This window comes from Hyphomonas sp. (genome assembly GCF_965284475.1).
Taxonomy (GTDB): Bacteria; Pseudomonadota; Alphaproteobacteria; order Caulobacterales; family Hyphomonadaceae; genus Hyphomonas.
In genome coordinates, this window is the sequence record NZ_OZ260087.1 from 1,318,980 (window position 1) to 1,334,293 (window position 15,314).

11 protein-coding genes are annotated in these 15,314 nt (G+C 61.4%); 9 read left to right on the forward strand and 2 right to left on the reverse strand.

All coding sequences use genetic code 11. The annotated features are described in order from the left end of the window. Positions 1-54: 54 nt before the first annotated feature. The gene (locus ACQ66M_RS06215) at positions 55-2,397 is read left to right on the forward strand and encodes a TonB-dependent receptor (protein WP_350172769.1); all 2,343 of its coding nucleotides are present in this window, start codon (positions 55-57) and stop codon (positions 2,395-2,397) included. An 81-nt stretch (positions 2,398-2,478) separates the two neighbouring features. On the opposite strand, the gene ACQ66M_RS06220 is transcribed toward ACQ66M_RS06215, so the two are convergent. Further along, on the reverse strand, positions 2,479-5,355 hold the full coding sequence (locus ACQ66M_RS06220) for a TonB-dependent receptor plug domain-containing protein (protein ID WP_430402587.1): 2,877 nt from the start codon (positions 5,353-5,355) through the stop codon (positions 2,479-2,481). Positions 5,356-5,546: 191 nt separating this feature from the next. On the opposite strand from ACQ66M_RS06220, the gene ACQ66M_RS06225 reads away from it, so the two are divergent. Next, positions 5,547-6,959, forward strand: coding sequence for a protein adenylyltransferase SelO family protein (locus ACQ66M_RS06225; RefSeq protein ID WP_430402589.1), 1,413 nt, complete (start codon positions 5,547-5,549; stop codon positions 6,957-6,959). Positions 6,960-7,033: 74 nt separating this feature from the next. On the opposite strand, the gene ACQ66M_RS06230 is transcribed toward ACQ66M_RS06225, so the two are convergent. Then, positions 7,034-7,957, reverse strand: a complete 924-nt coding sequence (locus ACQ66M_RS06230) for a DMT family transporter (RefSeq protein ID WP_350172775.1) — start codon at positions 7,955-7,957, stop codon at positions 7,034-7,036. A gap of 300 nt (positions 7,958-8,257) precedes the next feature. Between ACQ66M_RS06230 and gap the strand changes: the two genes are divergently transcribed. The 7 genes from gap (at position 8,258) to efp (ending at position 15,306) form a co-directional block, all read left to right on the forward strand. Continuing rightward, positions 8,258-9,268 carry a type I glyceraldehyde-3-phosphate dehydrogenase gene (gap, locus tag ACQ66M_RS06235; RefSeq protein WP_350172777.1) on the forward strand — a complete coding sequence of 337 codons (1,011 nt, stop codon included), beginning with the start codon at positions 8,258-8,260 and terminating at the stop codon, positions 9,266-9,268. A 13-nt stretch (positions 9,269-9,281) separates the two neighbouring features. Continuing rightward, positions 9,282-10,484 (forward strand): phosphoglycerate kinase, encoded by a 1,203-nt coding sequence (locus ACQ66M_RS06240; protein WP_430402591.1) that lies wholly within the window; start codon positions 9,282-9,284, stop codon positions 10,482-10,484. A gap of 45 nt (positions 10,485-10,529) precedes the next feature. Further along, the gene (locus tag ACQ66M_RS06245; protein WP_430402593.1) at positions 10,530-11,447 is read left to right on the forward strand and encodes a fructose bisphosphate aldolase; all 918 of its coding nucleotides are present in this window, start codon (positions 10,530-10,532) and stop codon (positions 11,445-11,447) included. 165 nt (positions 11,448-11,612) lie between these two features. Continuing rightward, positions 11,613-13,703, forward strand: a complete 2,091-nt coding sequence (locus tag ACQ66M_RS06250) for a M3 family metallopeptidase (RefSeq protein WP_430402595.1) — start codon at positions 11,613-11,615, stop codon at positions 13,701-13,703. 17 nt (positions 13,704-13,720) lie between these two features. After that, the gene (locus ACQ66M_RS06255) at positions 13,721-13,948 is read left to right on the forward strand and encodes a DUF1272 domain-containing protein (RefSeq protein WP_350172783.1); all 228 of its coding nucleotides are present in this window, start codon (positions 13,721-13,723) and stop codon (positions 13,946-13,948) included. Positions 13,949-13,999: 51 nt separating this feature from the next. After that, positions 14,000-14,671, forward strand: a complete 672-nt coding sequence (gene thiE / locus ACQ66M_RS06260) for a thiamine phosphate synthase (protein ID WP_430402597.1) — start codon at positions 14,000-14,002, stop codon at positions 14,669-14,671. Between the two features lie 68 nt (positions 14,672-14,739). Next, positions 14,740-15,306: an elongation factor P gene (efp, locus tag ACQ66M_RS06265; RefSeq protein ID WP_350172787.1), complete on the forward strand. Its 567-nt coding sequence runs from the start codon at positions 14,740-14,742 to the stop codon at positions 15,304-15,306. The last annotated feature ends 8 nt before the right edge of the window (positions 15,307-15,314 follow it).

A 15,314-nucleotide genomic window follows, 5' to 3' on the forward strand; every position in this document is an offset into this window, starting at 1 on the left:
CCCAGGGCCTACGGGCTGCGCATAGAAACTTGTAAAATCCAGAGGAAACACAGAATGAATTTCAAGAAAATGCTGGCTCTGTCAGCATCCGCGGCCGTATTTGCCGCAGGTTCGGCTATCGCCCAGGAAGCGGATGCAGCACCGGCCCGCGAAAGCGCCGTCGACCGTGTTCTCGGCACAGTCACCGTCACCGCCACCAAGAAAGCCAATGTCGAGAACGTGCAGGACGTGCCTCTGGCAGTCAGCGCCTTCAACAGCGACACGCTCGACGCGCTCAATGTCACAACGCTCGAAAGCCTCAGCTATTCCGCGCCCAACGTCTCGCTTGATGATGTCGGCACGGCAAAGGGCACTGCAAATTTCGCGATCCGCGGGCTTGGCGTCAACTCGTCCATTCCGTCGATTGACCCCGCCGTGGGCGTGTTCATTGATGGCGTATACCTCGGCGTCAACAGCGGCGTTGTCGTCGACCTGTTTGATGTCGACAGCATCGAAGTGCTGCGCGGCCCTCAGGGCCTCCTGTTCGGACGCAACACCACAGGTGGTGCGATTGTCGTCAACACCGGCAACCCGACGGACGAGTTTTCCTACAAGGTCCGCGCCAGCGTTGACGGCCCGGTCGACAGCGGCCGCGGCGGTGCCAATGCCACGGTCCAGGGCGTCATTTCCGGCCCGCTCGTCGAAGGCAAGCTGAACGGCAAGCTGGGCGTGGCCTACAATACGGATGCTGGTTACTTCAAAAACCAGTTCAATGGCGACAATCACGGCGAGAACCAGTCAACAACCTACCGCGGCGCCCTTGAGTGGCTGCCAACCGATACGCTGACCTTCCTCGGCAAGCTGGAGTACAATGATACGCGCTCGGATGGCCCGACCGGCCAGAACCGCGCCTATTTCGATCGTTACGATTTCGACTTTTCGATCAATAATCCCGGCTTCGGTGAAAACACGACCCTTCTTGGTTCACTCCGTACAGATCTGGATGTCGACTTCGGCAATGGCGTGATCACCAATATCTTTGGCTATCGCGAGTATGATTCCACATCGGGCGGCGACATTGATGCGACGCCGTTCACCCTGTTCCACTCGAATGCCGAATTCGTCCAGGAACAATTCTCCAACGAGCTGCGCTATGCCGGTACGTTCGACAAGATCGACCTGACAACGGGTCTCTTCTACTTCGAACAGACGCTCGACTATACCGAGATCCGCAACCTGCCGACGACCCGTCCGGCGGCGCTTCCCGCGTCGATCCCATGGGGCTTCTACGGCGGCGGCAAGATGGACCATTCCACCTGGGGCGTGTTCGCCAATGTCGATTACTCTCTGACCGACAAGCTGGTCCTGACAGGCGGCCTGCGTTACTCCAGCGAGGAAAAGGATGCCGACGTCATCTACATCCGTCCACGCCTGCCCTGCAGCGTTGTTGACGGCACGTGTTCGGCCGAAGGTACCAACGCCCTCATCGGCCTTCTGACCGGCGGCGCGGTTGCTGAACCAAACGGCTTCAGCGATTCCGACACGTGGAATAACTGGACACCGAAAATCGGCCTGCAGTATTTCTGGACTGACAATCTCCAGACCTATGGCCATTACACCAAGGGCTTCCGGTCCGGCGGTTACAACTTCCGCATCACCGACCTGCCGATCTTCCTGGACTTCGTGAGCCAGACCGGCAGCCTCGGCTTTGACGAGGAAGAAGTCGATTCCTACGAGATCGGCTTCAAAGCCCAGAGTGATGACGGCCGCATCCAGGTCAATGGTGCCGCCTTCGCCACGAAAGTGGCCAACATGCAGCGCGAAGTGAACACTGCCGGCGCGTCCGGCGTTGTCCAGAACATCGTCAACACGGCCGATGCCACGATCTACGGTCTTGAGGCAGACGGCCGCGTCGCGTTCACCGACTCTCTGCTCGGTACGTTCAATGTCGGCATGATGGATGCCGGCTATGATGATGTCTTCTTCGACCTCACGGCCGATGGCGTTGTCACCAACACGGACCTCAGCCTGGACCTGCCGCGCGTTCCGGCGCTCACCTGGGGTTTCGGCCTGATCAAGGATTTCGACCTTGGCACGAACGGGGCCCTGATCGTCACGGCGAACATCCAGCACCGCGACCGGATCGCCTATACCGACAGCAACTTTGGCTGGGTCCAGCCCGCGGACATGGTCGACATGGACCTGACCTGGGAAACCCCGGTCGACGGCCTGTCGGCTTCGCTCTACGGCAAGAACCTGCTCGACGAAGTGCAGGTCGGCAACGATACGCAGCTGCCGTTCCCGGGTCCGAACTCGACCGGCGTCAACCTGCCCTACCAGGACTCGCCTGCCGGCGGCACATTCTCGCCGCTCAAGAAGGGCCGTCTGCTCGGCGTCGAGCTGACCTACGTCTACTAGCCGCCATCGCGGCCAGCTCTCCAAAAGGAAAGGGCGGCCCGCGGGCCGCCCTTTTTGTTTGTGTGCTGTTTGAGGCGGGGCCTAGTTGCCCGAACCGCCAAACCGCTTGGTGATGCTGATCTTGAACGTACGACCGAATGGGTTGTGCGTGTAGGGATCATAGTTCACATCAAAGGCGGCGAATGGCGGATCTTCATCCGTCACGTTGACCACCGACAGACCGATATCGAGGTCCAGCGGGGTCGACTGCCAGTTATAGAACAGGTCGAATGTCGTCTGGCTGTCAATCTTTTCGCCAACACCGCCTCGGGCGGCCGCTGCGCGTTCGTCCTTGTAGCTGTCAATATGGCGCATGACGGCCCGGAAGTTGTGATCACCCAGACCGTAATTGGCAAACACATTGGCCTTCCATTGCGGCATGGACCGGGTGAAGTTCGACCGGTTGAACTGGCCGACATAGTCACCGCCGCCAATGGCCAGTCCCTCAACAAAGTAAGGGTCCACATCATACTCGATGACGTAGGTGGCATCGGCGCCAACGGCGAATTCGCCGCCATTGGTCATGTCCCAGCTGTTCTGCATACGCAGGTCGATACCCGACGTCTTGATGTCCGGGCCGTTGGTCACATTGGTACGGACACGTGCGATCGTAGCCGCCGTTGGTGCCGACGGATCATTGAACGTGATCCGCGCCAGGATGGCATCATCATCCGTTGTTGGCGTGGCCAGTGCGGCAACCGCCGCATTCACAATATTCGCCTGCTCTTCCACGATGACCGGATCAGAGAAGTCGAAATTGTAATAGTCGAGCGAGGCAAAGAAATTGCCCATCTCGTAGATGCCGCCAAGGTTGAAGCTGAAGGCTGATTCAGGCTTCAGGTCCGCATTGCCGAACGTGTCGACCGCCTTGAATGCCGACGCTGCAGAGATGAATTGCAGGCTGGTGCCAACACCGCCGAGCTGGTTCAGCGTCGGCCCCTTGAACGAGGTCTGGGCCGAGCCGCGCAGGGCAAAATTGTCGGTCAGGGTCCACTTGGCCGCCACTTTCGGGTCAAAGGTCGAACCGATTTCGCCGCCATAATCCTCGTAACGTACAGCCGCCTGGATATCGACATTGTCGAACAGGGGAATCTGCAATTCACCGAAGATGGCATAGATCGTCTGCTCTTCGTCGGCAGGTGTCGTGCCGGCAAGGAACGAATAGGGGCCTGTGCCACCGGGTCCCGGTGTCACGGTCAGGTCCGTCAGGGCCGAAGGCTCAACCTGATAGCTTTCCCGGCGAACCTGCACACCTGCAGCCCAGCCGACGCTGCCGCCAGCGGCCTGCACATTGCTCTGGCCAGAGAAGACACCATCGAAGACCAGCAGGTCTGTCGTGGCAACCGTGAGGCTGGCATCCGTCATCCAGTCGGCCAGCGTGACCGAGTTTTCGAGCCCCGGCACATAGTTCGGGTTGGCCTCGCCGGTCACGGCATTGGCTGGAATGGCGTTCGAGAAGGGGTTGTAATATTCGCAAGCTCCCGCTCCGGCTACCAACGAGCCAGCATAGCCAGCCGCATAGGGCACCGTTCCCGTGGCCGGATCGACACCCGTGTTCGGATCGGTACAGACACCAAATCCGCGCAGGGCCGATGTCAGGCCGGTAATGTAGGTATCATTGGTCGAGCGCTCAGCTTCGGTGGTCGAATAGGTGAGCGCTGCATCATAGCGAACCCCATTGTCGAATTCACCGACCAGAGAGCCCGAACCCCGCCAGGTTTCGCTGGTGCGATAGCCTTCCTGTGCGCTGCCAGTGCCAGGGAAGCCCCCCCAGCCGAATGTCCGGCCGATATACAGGGCGCCGATGGAAGACGCCGGGAACGCACCCGGATTGTCGGCAATGTATTGCTGGAAGCCCGGCGCGCTGGCCGGAACGAACTGATTCGTCAGCACCTGCGGCGGGTAGGAAGGCGATGTCTTCCAGGTCGGGACATCGGTGTGAGCGTAGAGAAGCTCGAAGTGCAGCTCAGCGCCGTTCGAGAGGTTCCGGTTGTATTCGGAGAAGACCTGGTAGCGTTCTTCTTCTTCGACAAGGTTGTCGAACTGGGTGAACTGGAAGCGACAAGTGCCGACAACGGTGCCGCCAACGGCTTCGCAGCCCGTGTCACCCGTGGCGCCCTGAATTGGCGTTGGGCCCGTGGGGCCAAGGCCCAAGGGAACGTAATAGCCTGGGTTCGATAGCGACGACCAGCCGCCAACAGGGTTTTCAGCAAAAGGCAGGACCGCCCAGTCTTTTTCATTCAGAAGGACTTCGCTGCGCTTGTTATAGCCGATCGAGGTGACCCAGCTGGAGTTCGAGCCCTGCAGGCCGAAGGCCGCAGAGATGTCATAATCGCCGTCCGAGCCATCGAACTGCGAGTAGGATCCGCCGACCTCAAACCCGTCAAGGTCGCGATTGGTGATGAAGTTCACAACGCCGGCAATGGCATCAGACCCGTACAGCGCGGCCGCGCCGTCTTTCAGCACTTCGATCCGGCCAATGGCCGCCGTCGGGATATTGTTCGTGTCGACGAACAGCTGTGCCTGCTCACCGATCGAATAGGGGTGGTATGTCTGGCGGTGGCCGTTGATCAGCACCAGTGTCCGTGCTGGGCCAAGGCCGCGCAGGTTGATGTTGGACGTGCCTTCAAGGCCGTTCGAGGCGAACTGGTTGGTCTGGCCGTCAACACCCGAGGACGGGCCAAGGTTGCGGATCAGTTCCGTAATCGATGGCTGGCCTTCCAGTTTAAGGTCGCCCGCCGTGAGGACGTCGACCGGAAGGGCCGCATCTTCCGGCGTACCCTGGATGAATGAACCGGTGACCGTGACCGTCGACAGTTTCCGCGTGCTCTCGTCTGTCTCTTCTTGCGCAAAGGCGGGCAGGGCCGTTGTGAGCGCAAGGGCAGACGCCCCCAGCACCAATCGTGTGGTAAATCTCATTTGGTTTCCTCCGTTTATACCTGTGATGACCCCCCCGGTGTATCCGGATGTTTTCCTCACTGGGGCCAACCATAGCGACGACCTGACGCAGCGATAGAGGCCAAGTATGCTGCACTGCAATATGACAATGCTGCCATGCATTGGCGCAAACCTGTTGCGAAACACAGTAAAATCAGGTCAAAAATGAATGGATGTTGCGCGAATCCCCCCTCTCCGCCCCCTTTCTTGCGCTGGCGGACCATTTCGCAGATGCGGTAGAGCCAGCTAATTTTCCTGAACAAGTGTTGCGCTTTCGCAACCGTCGCTGGGCAAACGCCATCGGGCTGGACGATCTGGATGATCGTGAGTGGCTACAGCACTTCGGGCGATTCGATCCCCTGCCGGGAAACCTGCCCCAGCCGCTCGCCATGCGCTATCATGGCCACCAGTTCGGAACCTACAACCCCCAGTTGGGCGACGGGCGGGGGTTCCTCTACGCGCAGGTGCGCGGTCCCCACGGCCGCCTGCACGATCTCGGCACCAAGGGCTCCGGCCAGACGCCCTGGTCGCGGCAGGGTGATGGCCGCCTGACGCTCAAAGGAGGCGTCCGCGAAATCCTCGCCGCCACCTATCTCGAAACACTCGGCGTGCACACGTCCAAGGCCTTCAGCCTGATCGAAACGGGGGAGCAATTGCATCGCAATGACGAGCCTTCCCCCGCACGCGGCGCCGTGCTGGTGCGCCTTTCGGAAAGCCATATCCGCTTCGGCACGTTCCAGCGCGCCGCCTATCTCGACGACCGTGACGGCCTTGGCCAGCTTGTCGACTATTGCGTCGCCCACTTCCATCCCGGTGCCAATGACCCCGACATGGCCACGAAGGCCGTGAACCTGCTCGGCCACATCACGCGCGCCACGGCCAGCATGATCGGCCAGTGGATGGCTGCCGGTTTCGTACACGGCGTGATGAATACCGACAATTTCAACATCACCGGCGAAACCTTTGATTTCGGCCCGTGGCGCTTCCTGCCTGTGTCCGACCCGAACTTCACCGCCGCCTATTTCGACGAGAATGGCCTCTACCGCTTCGGCCGCCAGCCGACGCAGGGCGCCTGGGCGCTGCAGCAGCTGGCCTCCGCCCTCCTGCCGCTGGCCGAGGCCGACGATCTTGCCCGCGGCCTCGCGCCCTACGAAGCCGCTTACCAGCAGGCCTTCGCCGCTCATACGCACCTGCTGCTTGGCCTCGAAGGCTCAGGCGAGCTCAGCGCCGACCTCGCCTTCCTGCAAGGCTTCTATGGCTGGATGACCACCAGCGGCGCGTCATGGCCGCAAACCTTCTTCGATCTCTATGGCGGCACGGCCAGCGAGCCCCGCATGAAGACCTCGCCACAGGCCGGGCTCTATCGGGCGGAGGCCTTCGCGCCGATCCGCGAATTCCTCGCCGCCCGCGCACCGAAACATGCCGAGCGGCTGTCCCTGCCCTATTTCCAGGCTGCCGCCCCGGTCACGATGCTGATCGAAGATGTCGAGGCGCTCTGGGACCCGATCGCCGCAGAGGATGACTGGTCGGCCTTCGACGCGAAAATGGAACACATGGAGGCGGCACGCCTGGCCCTGGCCCCCTGACGCCACCACACGCCCCCACGTCACCCCTTTGCAAGCCCCCTCACACCCACACCGCCCCCTCGTCGGCGCCGGGACTAGGCCAACTTGCGCCCACCGCCACCGTGGCGGGCGAGCCAGACGCCACCCAGGATCATGGCGAAGGCCGCCAGCGACAGCCAGCTCTGCATTTCTCCGAAGAACAGGAAGCCCATGACAGCAGCAACCACGGGAATGGCATAGCCCGTCAAGGACAGGAATGTCGCCGACGTACGCGCGATCAGCACCATGTACAGGGCCTGCGCAAAGGCTGTCGGGCCAATGCCCAGTCCGACCACCGCCAGCCAGTTGTCCCACCCGGCATTCACACTCTCGCCGTCCACCATCAGCGCAAGCGGCCATGACACGACCGCCGCGACCGATACGAACGCCGTGGCAAAGGGGATGGCCCGCATCAGCGGCGCGCCGCGCGCGATCAGGCTGGACGCCGCATAGGCCATGGTCGCGCCGAGCAGAAACACCTGGGCCAGCGTGCTGGCCGAGCTGAGCCCTTTCATGGCGTCCGGGCCGAACAGGAGCGCCACGCCGCCAAACCCGACCACAACACCCACAATCGACCCTGCCGACAGTCGCTCGTCACTGAACAGGAAATGCGCGCCAATGGCGACAAAGATCGGCACTGCCGCCGTGTACAGCGCCGCAAGGCTTGAATTCACAGTCTCCTGCGCAATCGTGATCAGGAAAAAGGGAATGACCGATCCGACAATCGCCATGCCCAGAATGGCGGTCCAGCGCCGCCGGTCCGACAAGGGCGGCAGCGGCTGGCGCGTCGCGACCATCACGCAGCACAGCGCCACCGCACCGATCGTCAACCGGCCTGAAATCACCCATTCCGGCGGCAGGCCTGCATCAGCATGGCCCTTATCTACCGCCATGCGCGTCAGCATGTAGGCGCTCGCCCAGACCAGGCTAAGCAGCCAGAACAGCGCCCAGTCCGCCAGGGACCGTCCGGCCGGCTTCATGCCCGTGCGTCCTGTCGGCGACGGGATGGTACGAATGCAGAATGGAAACGACGCCTCACCCGGAGCCCACCCTTGTTAGCAGACCAACAGGCAATACAGGCGCGCCCGGCCAAGTCCACGCTAAAATAGCATGGATATTGCAAGTGGCACGTCCAGTATCCGGGCCCTGCTGCTGTCCGTCCCTGAATCCCAGGTTTTGCGGCCCGATACCGCAGGTTATCCGGGTGGACGGGCAGGCCGCGGCGTCGTAAAGGGCCTGCAAAGTCGCAGTTTTTATCCCGCCTGAGGAGAAATATTAAAATGGCAGTACGTGTTGCAATCAATGGTTTCGGGCGTATCGGACGTCTCGTCCTGCGCTCCATCATCGAGCATGACCGCAAGGACATTGAAGTTGTTGCGATCAACGATCTCGGACCAGTCGCCACGAACGCCCACCTCCTGCGCTTCGACTCCGTGCACGGCCGCTTCCCGGCCGACGTCCAGGTTGACGGCGACAAGATCGTCATCAATGGCAAGCCGATTCTGGTCACCGCGATCCGCGACCCCAAGGACCTGCCGCATCGCGAACTCGACATCGACATCGCGATGGAATGTACCGGAATCTTTGCCGACAAGGAAAAGGCCTCGGCCCACCTTGAAGCCGGCGCCAAGCGCGTGCTGGTCTCTGCACCGGCCACCAATGCCGACAAGACGATCGTTTACGGCGTGAACCATGACACGATCACCAAGGACGACCTGGTCGTCTCGAACGCCTCGTGCACGACGAACTGCCTTTCGCCTGTCGCCAAGGTCCTCAACGACCTGATCGGCATCGAAAAAGGCATGATGACCACGATCCACTCATACACCAATGACCAGCCTTCGCTCGACCAGATGCACAAGGATCTCTACCGCGCCCGCGCCGCATCGCTGTCGATGATCCCGACCTCGACCGGCGCCGCCAAGGCAGTCGGCCTTGTCCTGCCGGAACTGAAAGGCAAGCTGGATGGCATCTCGGTCCGTGTGCCAACACCGAACGTCTCGGTCGTTGACCTGAAATTTGTCTCGAAGAAAAAGACCACGCCGGAAGAAATCAATGCGGCGATCATCGCGGCGGCCGACAGCGGCCCGATGAAAGGTGTGCTGGGCTATACCGACCAGCCGAACGTCTCGTCCGACTTCATCCATGACAACCGTTCGTCCATCTTCCACCTCGACCAGACCAAGGTGATGGACGGCAATTTCGTCTCGATCCTGACCTGGTATGACAATGAGTGGGGTTTTGCGACCCGCATGAGCGACACCGCGCTCGTGATGTCGAAATTCCTTTAAGGGCGACAAGGCGATGAGCTTCAAACGCATCGCCGACGCCGGCGACCTCACTGGCAAGACCGCCCTCGTTCGCGTTGATTTCAACGTGCCGATGGACAAGGGCCTCGTCACCGACGATACCCGGCTGCGCTCCGCCGTCGAGACCGTCCAGACCTTGCGCACCCAGGGTGCCAAGGTCGTCCTTCTTGCGCATTTTGGGCGCCCGAAAGGCCAGCGCGTCGCCGAGATGAGCCTTGCGCCCATCGCTGGCGCTTTCGCCAAAGTGCTCGGTTCGAATGTCAGTTTCGTCGCCGACTGCACAGGCGATCACGTCAAGCAGGCCATCGCCGACCTCGCCCCGGCCGGCGTGATCCTGCTGGAAAACACCCGCTTCCATCCAGGTGAGGAAAAGGGTGACATGGCGCTCGCCCGGGACATCGCCGATCTTGGTGATGTCTATGTCAACGATGCCTTTTCAGCCGCCCACCGGCGTCACGTCTCGACGGCCGTACTCGCGGAATTGCTGCCGGCCTATGCCGGTTGCGCCATGGAACGTGAACTCGACGCGCTCGACAAGGCGCTCGGCACACCGGAAAAGCCCGTGCTCGCCATTGTCGGCGGCGCAAAGGTCTCTTCCAAGATCGACCTCCTGAAGAATCTCGTGACACAGGTCGATGCTCTCGCGATTGGCGGCGGCATGGCCAATACGTTCCTCGCTGCCCGCGGGCATTCGGTTGGTAAATCACTCTGCGAGCATGACCTTGCAGACACGGCCCGCGAGATCGAAACCATTGCCGGTCAGAATGGCTGTGACATCCTCCTGCCCCGCGACCTCGTGGTCGCGAGGGAATTTGCGGCCAATGCAGCCAATCGCACCTGCGGCCTTGATGAGGTGGCAGACGATGAAATGATCCTCGACGCCGGCCCGCAAACCGTTGTGATCCTCGCAACAGCCATGGATGTTGCCCGGACACTTGTCTGGAACGGCCCGCTCGGCGCATTTGAAATGACCCCTTTCGATGCCGCCACCGTTGCCGCCGCAAAGGCCGCGGCTGCGCGCGCCAGGGATGGCAGGCTGGTCGCAGTTGCAGGAGGGGGTGACACGGTCGCCGCGCTCAATCATGCTGGCGTCACTGATGATTTTACCTTCGTGTCGACTGCAGGCGGCGCCTTCCTTGAATGGATGGAAGGCAAGCCGCTACCGGGCGTGGATGCCCTCAGGCGGCACAATACTTGAAAGCGAGCGTTTGGATTAAAGGCAAACGAAGCAGGGCCCCTAGCAATGAGTTTTGACACAGCAATGGACAACACGATTTCGGAAATGGCCAAACAGGCCGCCAACAAGGACGGCTTTATCGCCGCCCTCGACCAGTCGGGTGGATCCACCCCGAAAGCACTGCGCCTGTATGGCGTGGAGGAAAGCGCCTACGCGAACGATGAGGAAATGTTCGGCCTGATCCACCAGATGCGCGCCCGCATCATCAAGTCCCCGGCCTTCATGGGCGACAAGGTGATGGGTGCCATCCTGTTCGAACGCACGATGGAAGGCGATATCGACGGAATCCCGACGGCGGAATACCTCTGGCAGAAGCGCAAGGTCGTGCCCTTCCTCAAGGTCGACAAGGGCCTCATGGACGAAGCTGACGGCGTCCAGATGATGAAGCCCATGCCGGACCTCGACGCCCTGCTTGAGCGGGCTGTGTCCAAAGGCATTTTCGGCACCAAGATGCGGTCGGTCATCCACGCGGCCAACCCGAAAGGCATCGCCGCCGTCGTTGCCCAGCAATTCGATGTCGGCCGCCAGATCCTGGGGCATGGCCTGATGCCGATCATCGAGCCGGAAGTGACGATCACGATCGCTGACAAGGCGGATGCCGAAGACATCCTGCTGGCCGAGATCACCAGGCAGCTGGATGCCCTTCCTGCTGACAGGCAGGTCATGCTGAAACTGTCGCTCCCGGAAAAGGCCAACCAGTACAAGTCGCTGTGCGAGCACCCCCGCGTCATGCGCGTTGTGGCGCTGTCGGGTGGCTACAGCCGTCAGGATGCGAACGCGAAACTGGCCCAGAACACGCGCATGATTGCCAGCTTCTCTCGCGCCCTGACCGAAGGCCTCTCGGCCCAGCAAAGCGATGCGGATTTCGATGCCACCCTGGCGGCAACGATTGAGGGCATCTTCCAGGCATCACGCGCTGGCTGATCGGCCGCGCGGTGAGCTTGAAAGGGCGGCCTGCGGGCCGCCCTTTTTGTGCGCGCAATGTCGCCCCGTGTGGGTAGACACGCGCCATCCAAGCAGATCATAGTGCGGGCATGTTCTGGCGGATCCGTAATCGGCATTCCTGCCACTTGCCGAGGAATGCACCTGATGAAACGACTCCCCGCCGCCCTGCCGCTTGCCGGACTTGTACTGATTATTGCCGCCTGTGCGCCAGCTGGGAAAAAACCCGAAACGCCCACGCCTGCGCCGGTCCATGCCCTCGAGACCGCAGCAAAGGCGATGATGGCGCAGCTCGTCGTGGCTCCGGACAGCGCCGACGCCTTCACGGTCCGCTGCGACACCGCCCTCGACCTCGTGAACAGGATGATCGCCGATATGGAGGCGCGTGACACGGTTGCGGGCGCAGCCGATATAAAATTCCTCGATACGATCACAAACCTCGGCTATTCGATCGGCTTTGGTGAATCGAGTGTCGTGGCCGAGGCAAATCCGGACGCCGCCCTGCGCGGGGTGGGTGACCTCTGCCAGCAACGCACGTCCGATGTGCTCACCCGGCTCAGCCTGTCCAAGCCTGTTTATGACCGCCTTACAGCGATTGATGTAACAAACCTCAACCCGCGCGAAACATTCCTCCTGGACCGGACCCTGCGCGACTATCGCCGGTCGGGAATCGACAAGGACGAGGAGACCCGCGACAAGGTTCGCGCCCTCAACGCAGAGCTGGCCGAGATCAGTTCCGAGTTCAGCAAGAACCTGCGTGAAATACAGGGGTCGGTCCAACTGGACTCTGTCGCCGCACTCGATGGCCTCCCGCAGGACTATATCGACGCGCACCAGCCCGACGAAAACGGCAAGATCACGATCACGACCGATTATCCCGATACCGGTCCGGTGTTCAGCTATGCAACCAATGAAACCCTGCGCCGGGACCTGTCCTTCGCCTCCGGTAATCGCGCCTATCCGGAGAACGTCGCCCCCCTCCGCAGGCTGCTTGAGAAACGTTACGAGCTCGCCACCCTGCTCGGCTACCAAAACTGGGCTGCCTACGTCACCGAAGACAAGATGACAGGCTCGCCCGAAGTGGCAGAAGCCTTCCTCGCGCGCGTCGAAGCGGCCGCAACCGATGCCGCCGGCATCGAGCATGGGCGCCTCCTCGCCAAGCTGAACGAAACCCGGCCGGACGCCACGACCGTACCCGAATGGAGCAGTGCCTTCCTCGCCGAACAGATCCGCCAGTCGGATTATGCGCTCGATTCCCAGGAAGTCCGCCAGTATTTCGCCTATGACAATGTCCGCGCCGGCATCTTCGCGCTGGTTGAGGACCTGTTCGGTGTCCAGATCACCCCATGGGAAAACGCGCCAGTCTGGGAGTCCAGTGTCACAGCGCATGAAATGCACCGCAACGGACAGCTGATCGGCCGTTTCTTCCTCGACATGCATCCCCGCGACGGCAAGTTCAAGCATGCCGCCGCCTTCCCGATCCGCTTCGGCCCGACATCTGACGGCGTGCCCGTGGGGGCCCTGATGTGCAACTTCCCGGCAGGTGATCACGCGACCGGCCTGATGGAGCATCGCCAGGTCGAGACCTTCCTTCACGAATTCGGTCACCTCATCCACCAAATGTTCTCCGGCCAGCCCGACTTCGCAAATCTCAGCATGAGCAATCTCGAATGGGACTTTATCGAAGCGCCCTCGCAGATGCTGGAAAACTGGGTCTGGGACTATGACACACTCGCCACGTTTGCCGTGAACGCAGAGGGCGAAACCATTCCGCGTGAACTGGTCGAAAAGATGATTGCGGCCCGCGACTTCGGAACCGGCCTCGGTACATTGCGCCAGCTCGTCTTTGCAGGCGTCTCGCTGAAATATTATGATCGCCCGCCCGAAGACGTCGACTTCGATGAAATCTGGGATGAACGTCAGTCGGCCCTCAGCCCGTTCGAGGCTCTGCCAGATGTCCACCGCTATGCCAGCTTCGGCCACCTCGATGGCTATTCGGCCATCTACTACACCTATCAATGGTCGCTCGCGATCTCGACTGATCTGTTCACCGAGTTTGAAAAGAGCGGCCTGCGCGACCCGGAAACGTCCGGCCGCTACCGCGATCTCATCCTTGCGCCCGGCTCATCGAAACCGGCCGCCACGCTCGTGCATGACTTCCTCGGCCGCGACTGGACACCTGAAGCCTACGAGCAATACCTGATCAACGCCGCCAGGTCCGGCACCGAGGAAAAATAGACTGAACAGGTCAGCCCATGCTGGAAATGCGCCCCAATTGTGAACGCTGCGACGCAGACCTTGCGCCCGACGAGGTGGGCGCTTTCATCTGCTCATTCGAGTGTACCTTCTGCGCCGATTGCGCGGATGGTCCGCTTGACGGCAGCTGCCCCAATTGCGGCGGTGACCTTGAACCGCGCCCGATGCGGAAGGGCAAGGCGCTCGCAAGCCATCCTGCCAGCACAACGCGGGTTGGCCCGAAGTAACCGTCACCACCGGCTTCCTTCCCTGCCCCGCTTGGGCTAGAGAGCCCGCCCATGGCTGACAACATACCTCCGCGCGAGCGTACGCGCCTCTATCTCATTACTCCGCCGCGCATCCACGATGTGCCGGAATTCGCCGCGATGCTCGAAGGTGCGCTCGAAGCGGGCGACGTCGCATGCCTGCAAATCCGCCTGAAGGGCGAGGACGGACGGATCGACGTTCCTGCCACGCGCGCCGTTGCAGAGGCTGTAACGGCCATGGCCCAGGCCTATGGCGCGGCGGTCATCATCAATGACAGCCCCGAACTTGCGGTCGAACTTGGCGCTGACGGCGTCCATATCGGCCCGGACGACACCCCGGTGAAGGCCGCGCGCGCGATTATCGGCCCTGATGCCATTGTGGGCGCCACGGCGAGGAACAGCCGCCACGCCGCCATGGCCGCCGGTGAACAGGGCGCAGATTATGTGGCTTTCGGGGCCTTCTACCCCACTGATACCAAGTCAGGCACCGTCCCGGCCGAACTCGCGCTGCTTGAATTCTGGCAGGAAACCATGGAGCTGCCCTGCGTCGCCATTGGCGGCATCACGGTTGAGAATGCCGCGCCGCTGGTCAGAGCTGGCGCTGACTTCCTCGCTGTCTCGTCCGGTGTCTGGAATCATCCACAAGGCGCTGCAGGCGCCGTCATCGCCTTCAACAGCCTGCTCGACCAGCTGCAACCGCGTTAACATCCCGCCGCTTGACCCTCGCGCGGCAAAGGCTTACCCCGCGCAAAACCCCAACAAGGACGACTTCAATGCCCAAGATCAATGGTAATGAAATCAAGCCCGGAAACGTCATCGAGCACGAAGGCACTGTCTGGCGCGCGATCAAGACCATGGCCGTCAAACCCGGAAAGGGTGGCGCGTTCAACCAGGTCGAGCTTCGCAACCTGTTCAACGGATCGAAATCGAACACCCGCTTCCGCGCCAATGAGTCGGTCGAGCGCGTGCGTCTTGAACAGAAGGAATTCCAGTTCCTCTTCGCCGACGATAACGCGTTCACCTTCATGGACACCGAGACCTACGAGCAGATCATGATCGAGCGCGATTTCATCGGAGATCAGGGTGCGTTCCTGCAGGACTCCATGATGGTCCAGATCGAGTTCTATGGCGAACGTCCGATCGGTGTTGCCCTGCCCGACCAGGTCACACTCGAAGTGCTCGAAACCGAGCCAGTCGTTAAGGGCCAGACGGCCGCCAACAGCTTCAAGCCTGCCATGTGCACCGGCGATGTCCGCGTTCTCGTGCCGCCATTCGTTGGCGTCGGTGAACGCGTCATCGTCCAGACCGCTGACAGCACCTATCTGCGCCGCGCAGACTAGTCAGGAAC

What these genes read in the sequence shown, in the direction of transcription:
- ACQ66M_RS06220 (WP_430402587.1), bottom strand. Translation starts at nt 5,355, where the DNA reads ATGAGATTTACCACACGATTGGTGCTGGGGGCGTCTGCCCTTGCGCTC.
- ACQ66M_RS06255 (WP_350172783.1), top strand. Translation starts at nt 13,721, where the DNA reads ATGCTGGAAATGCGCCCCAATTGTGAACGCTGCGACGCAGACCTTGCG.
- gap (WP_350172777.1), top strand. Translation starts at nt 8,258, where the DNA reads ATGGCAGTACGTGTTGCAATCAATGGTTTCGGGCGTATCGGACGTCTC.
- ACQ66M_RS06240 (WP_430402591.1), top strand. Translation starts at nt 9,282, where the DNA reads ATGAGCTTCAAACGCATCGCCGACGCCGGCGACCTCACTGGCAAGACC.
- ACQ66M_RS06245 (WP_430402593.1), top strand. Translation starts at nt 10,530, where the DNA reads ATGAGTTTTGACACAGCAATGGACAACACGATTTCGGAAATGGCCAAA.
- ACQ66M_RS06225 (WP_430402589.1), top strand. Translation starts at nt 5,547, where the DNA reads ATGTTGCGCGAATCCCCCCTCTCCGCCCCCTTTCTTGCGCTGGCGGAC.
- ACQ66M_RS06230 (WP_350172775.1), bottom strand. Translation starts at nt 7,957, where the DNA reads ATGAAGCCGGCCGGACGGTCCCTGGCGGACTGGGCGCTGTTCTGGCTG.
- ACQ66M_RS06215 (WP_350172769.1), top strand. Translation starts at nt 55, where the DNA reads ATGAATTTCAAGAAAATGCTGGCTCTGTCAGCATCCGCGGCCGTATTT.
- thiE (WP_430402597.1), top strand. Translation starts at nt 14,000, where the DNA reads ATGGCTGACAACATACCTCCGCGCGAGCGTACGCGCCTCTATCTCATT.
- efp (WP_350172787.1), top strand. Translation starts at nt 14,740, where the DNA reads ATGCCCAAGATCAATGGTAATGAAATCAAGCCCGGAAACGTCATCGAG.
- ACQ66M_RS06250 (WP_430402595.1), top strand. Translation starts at nt 11,613, where the DNA reads ATGAAACGACTCCCCGCCGCCCTGCCGCTTGCCGGACTTGTACTGATT.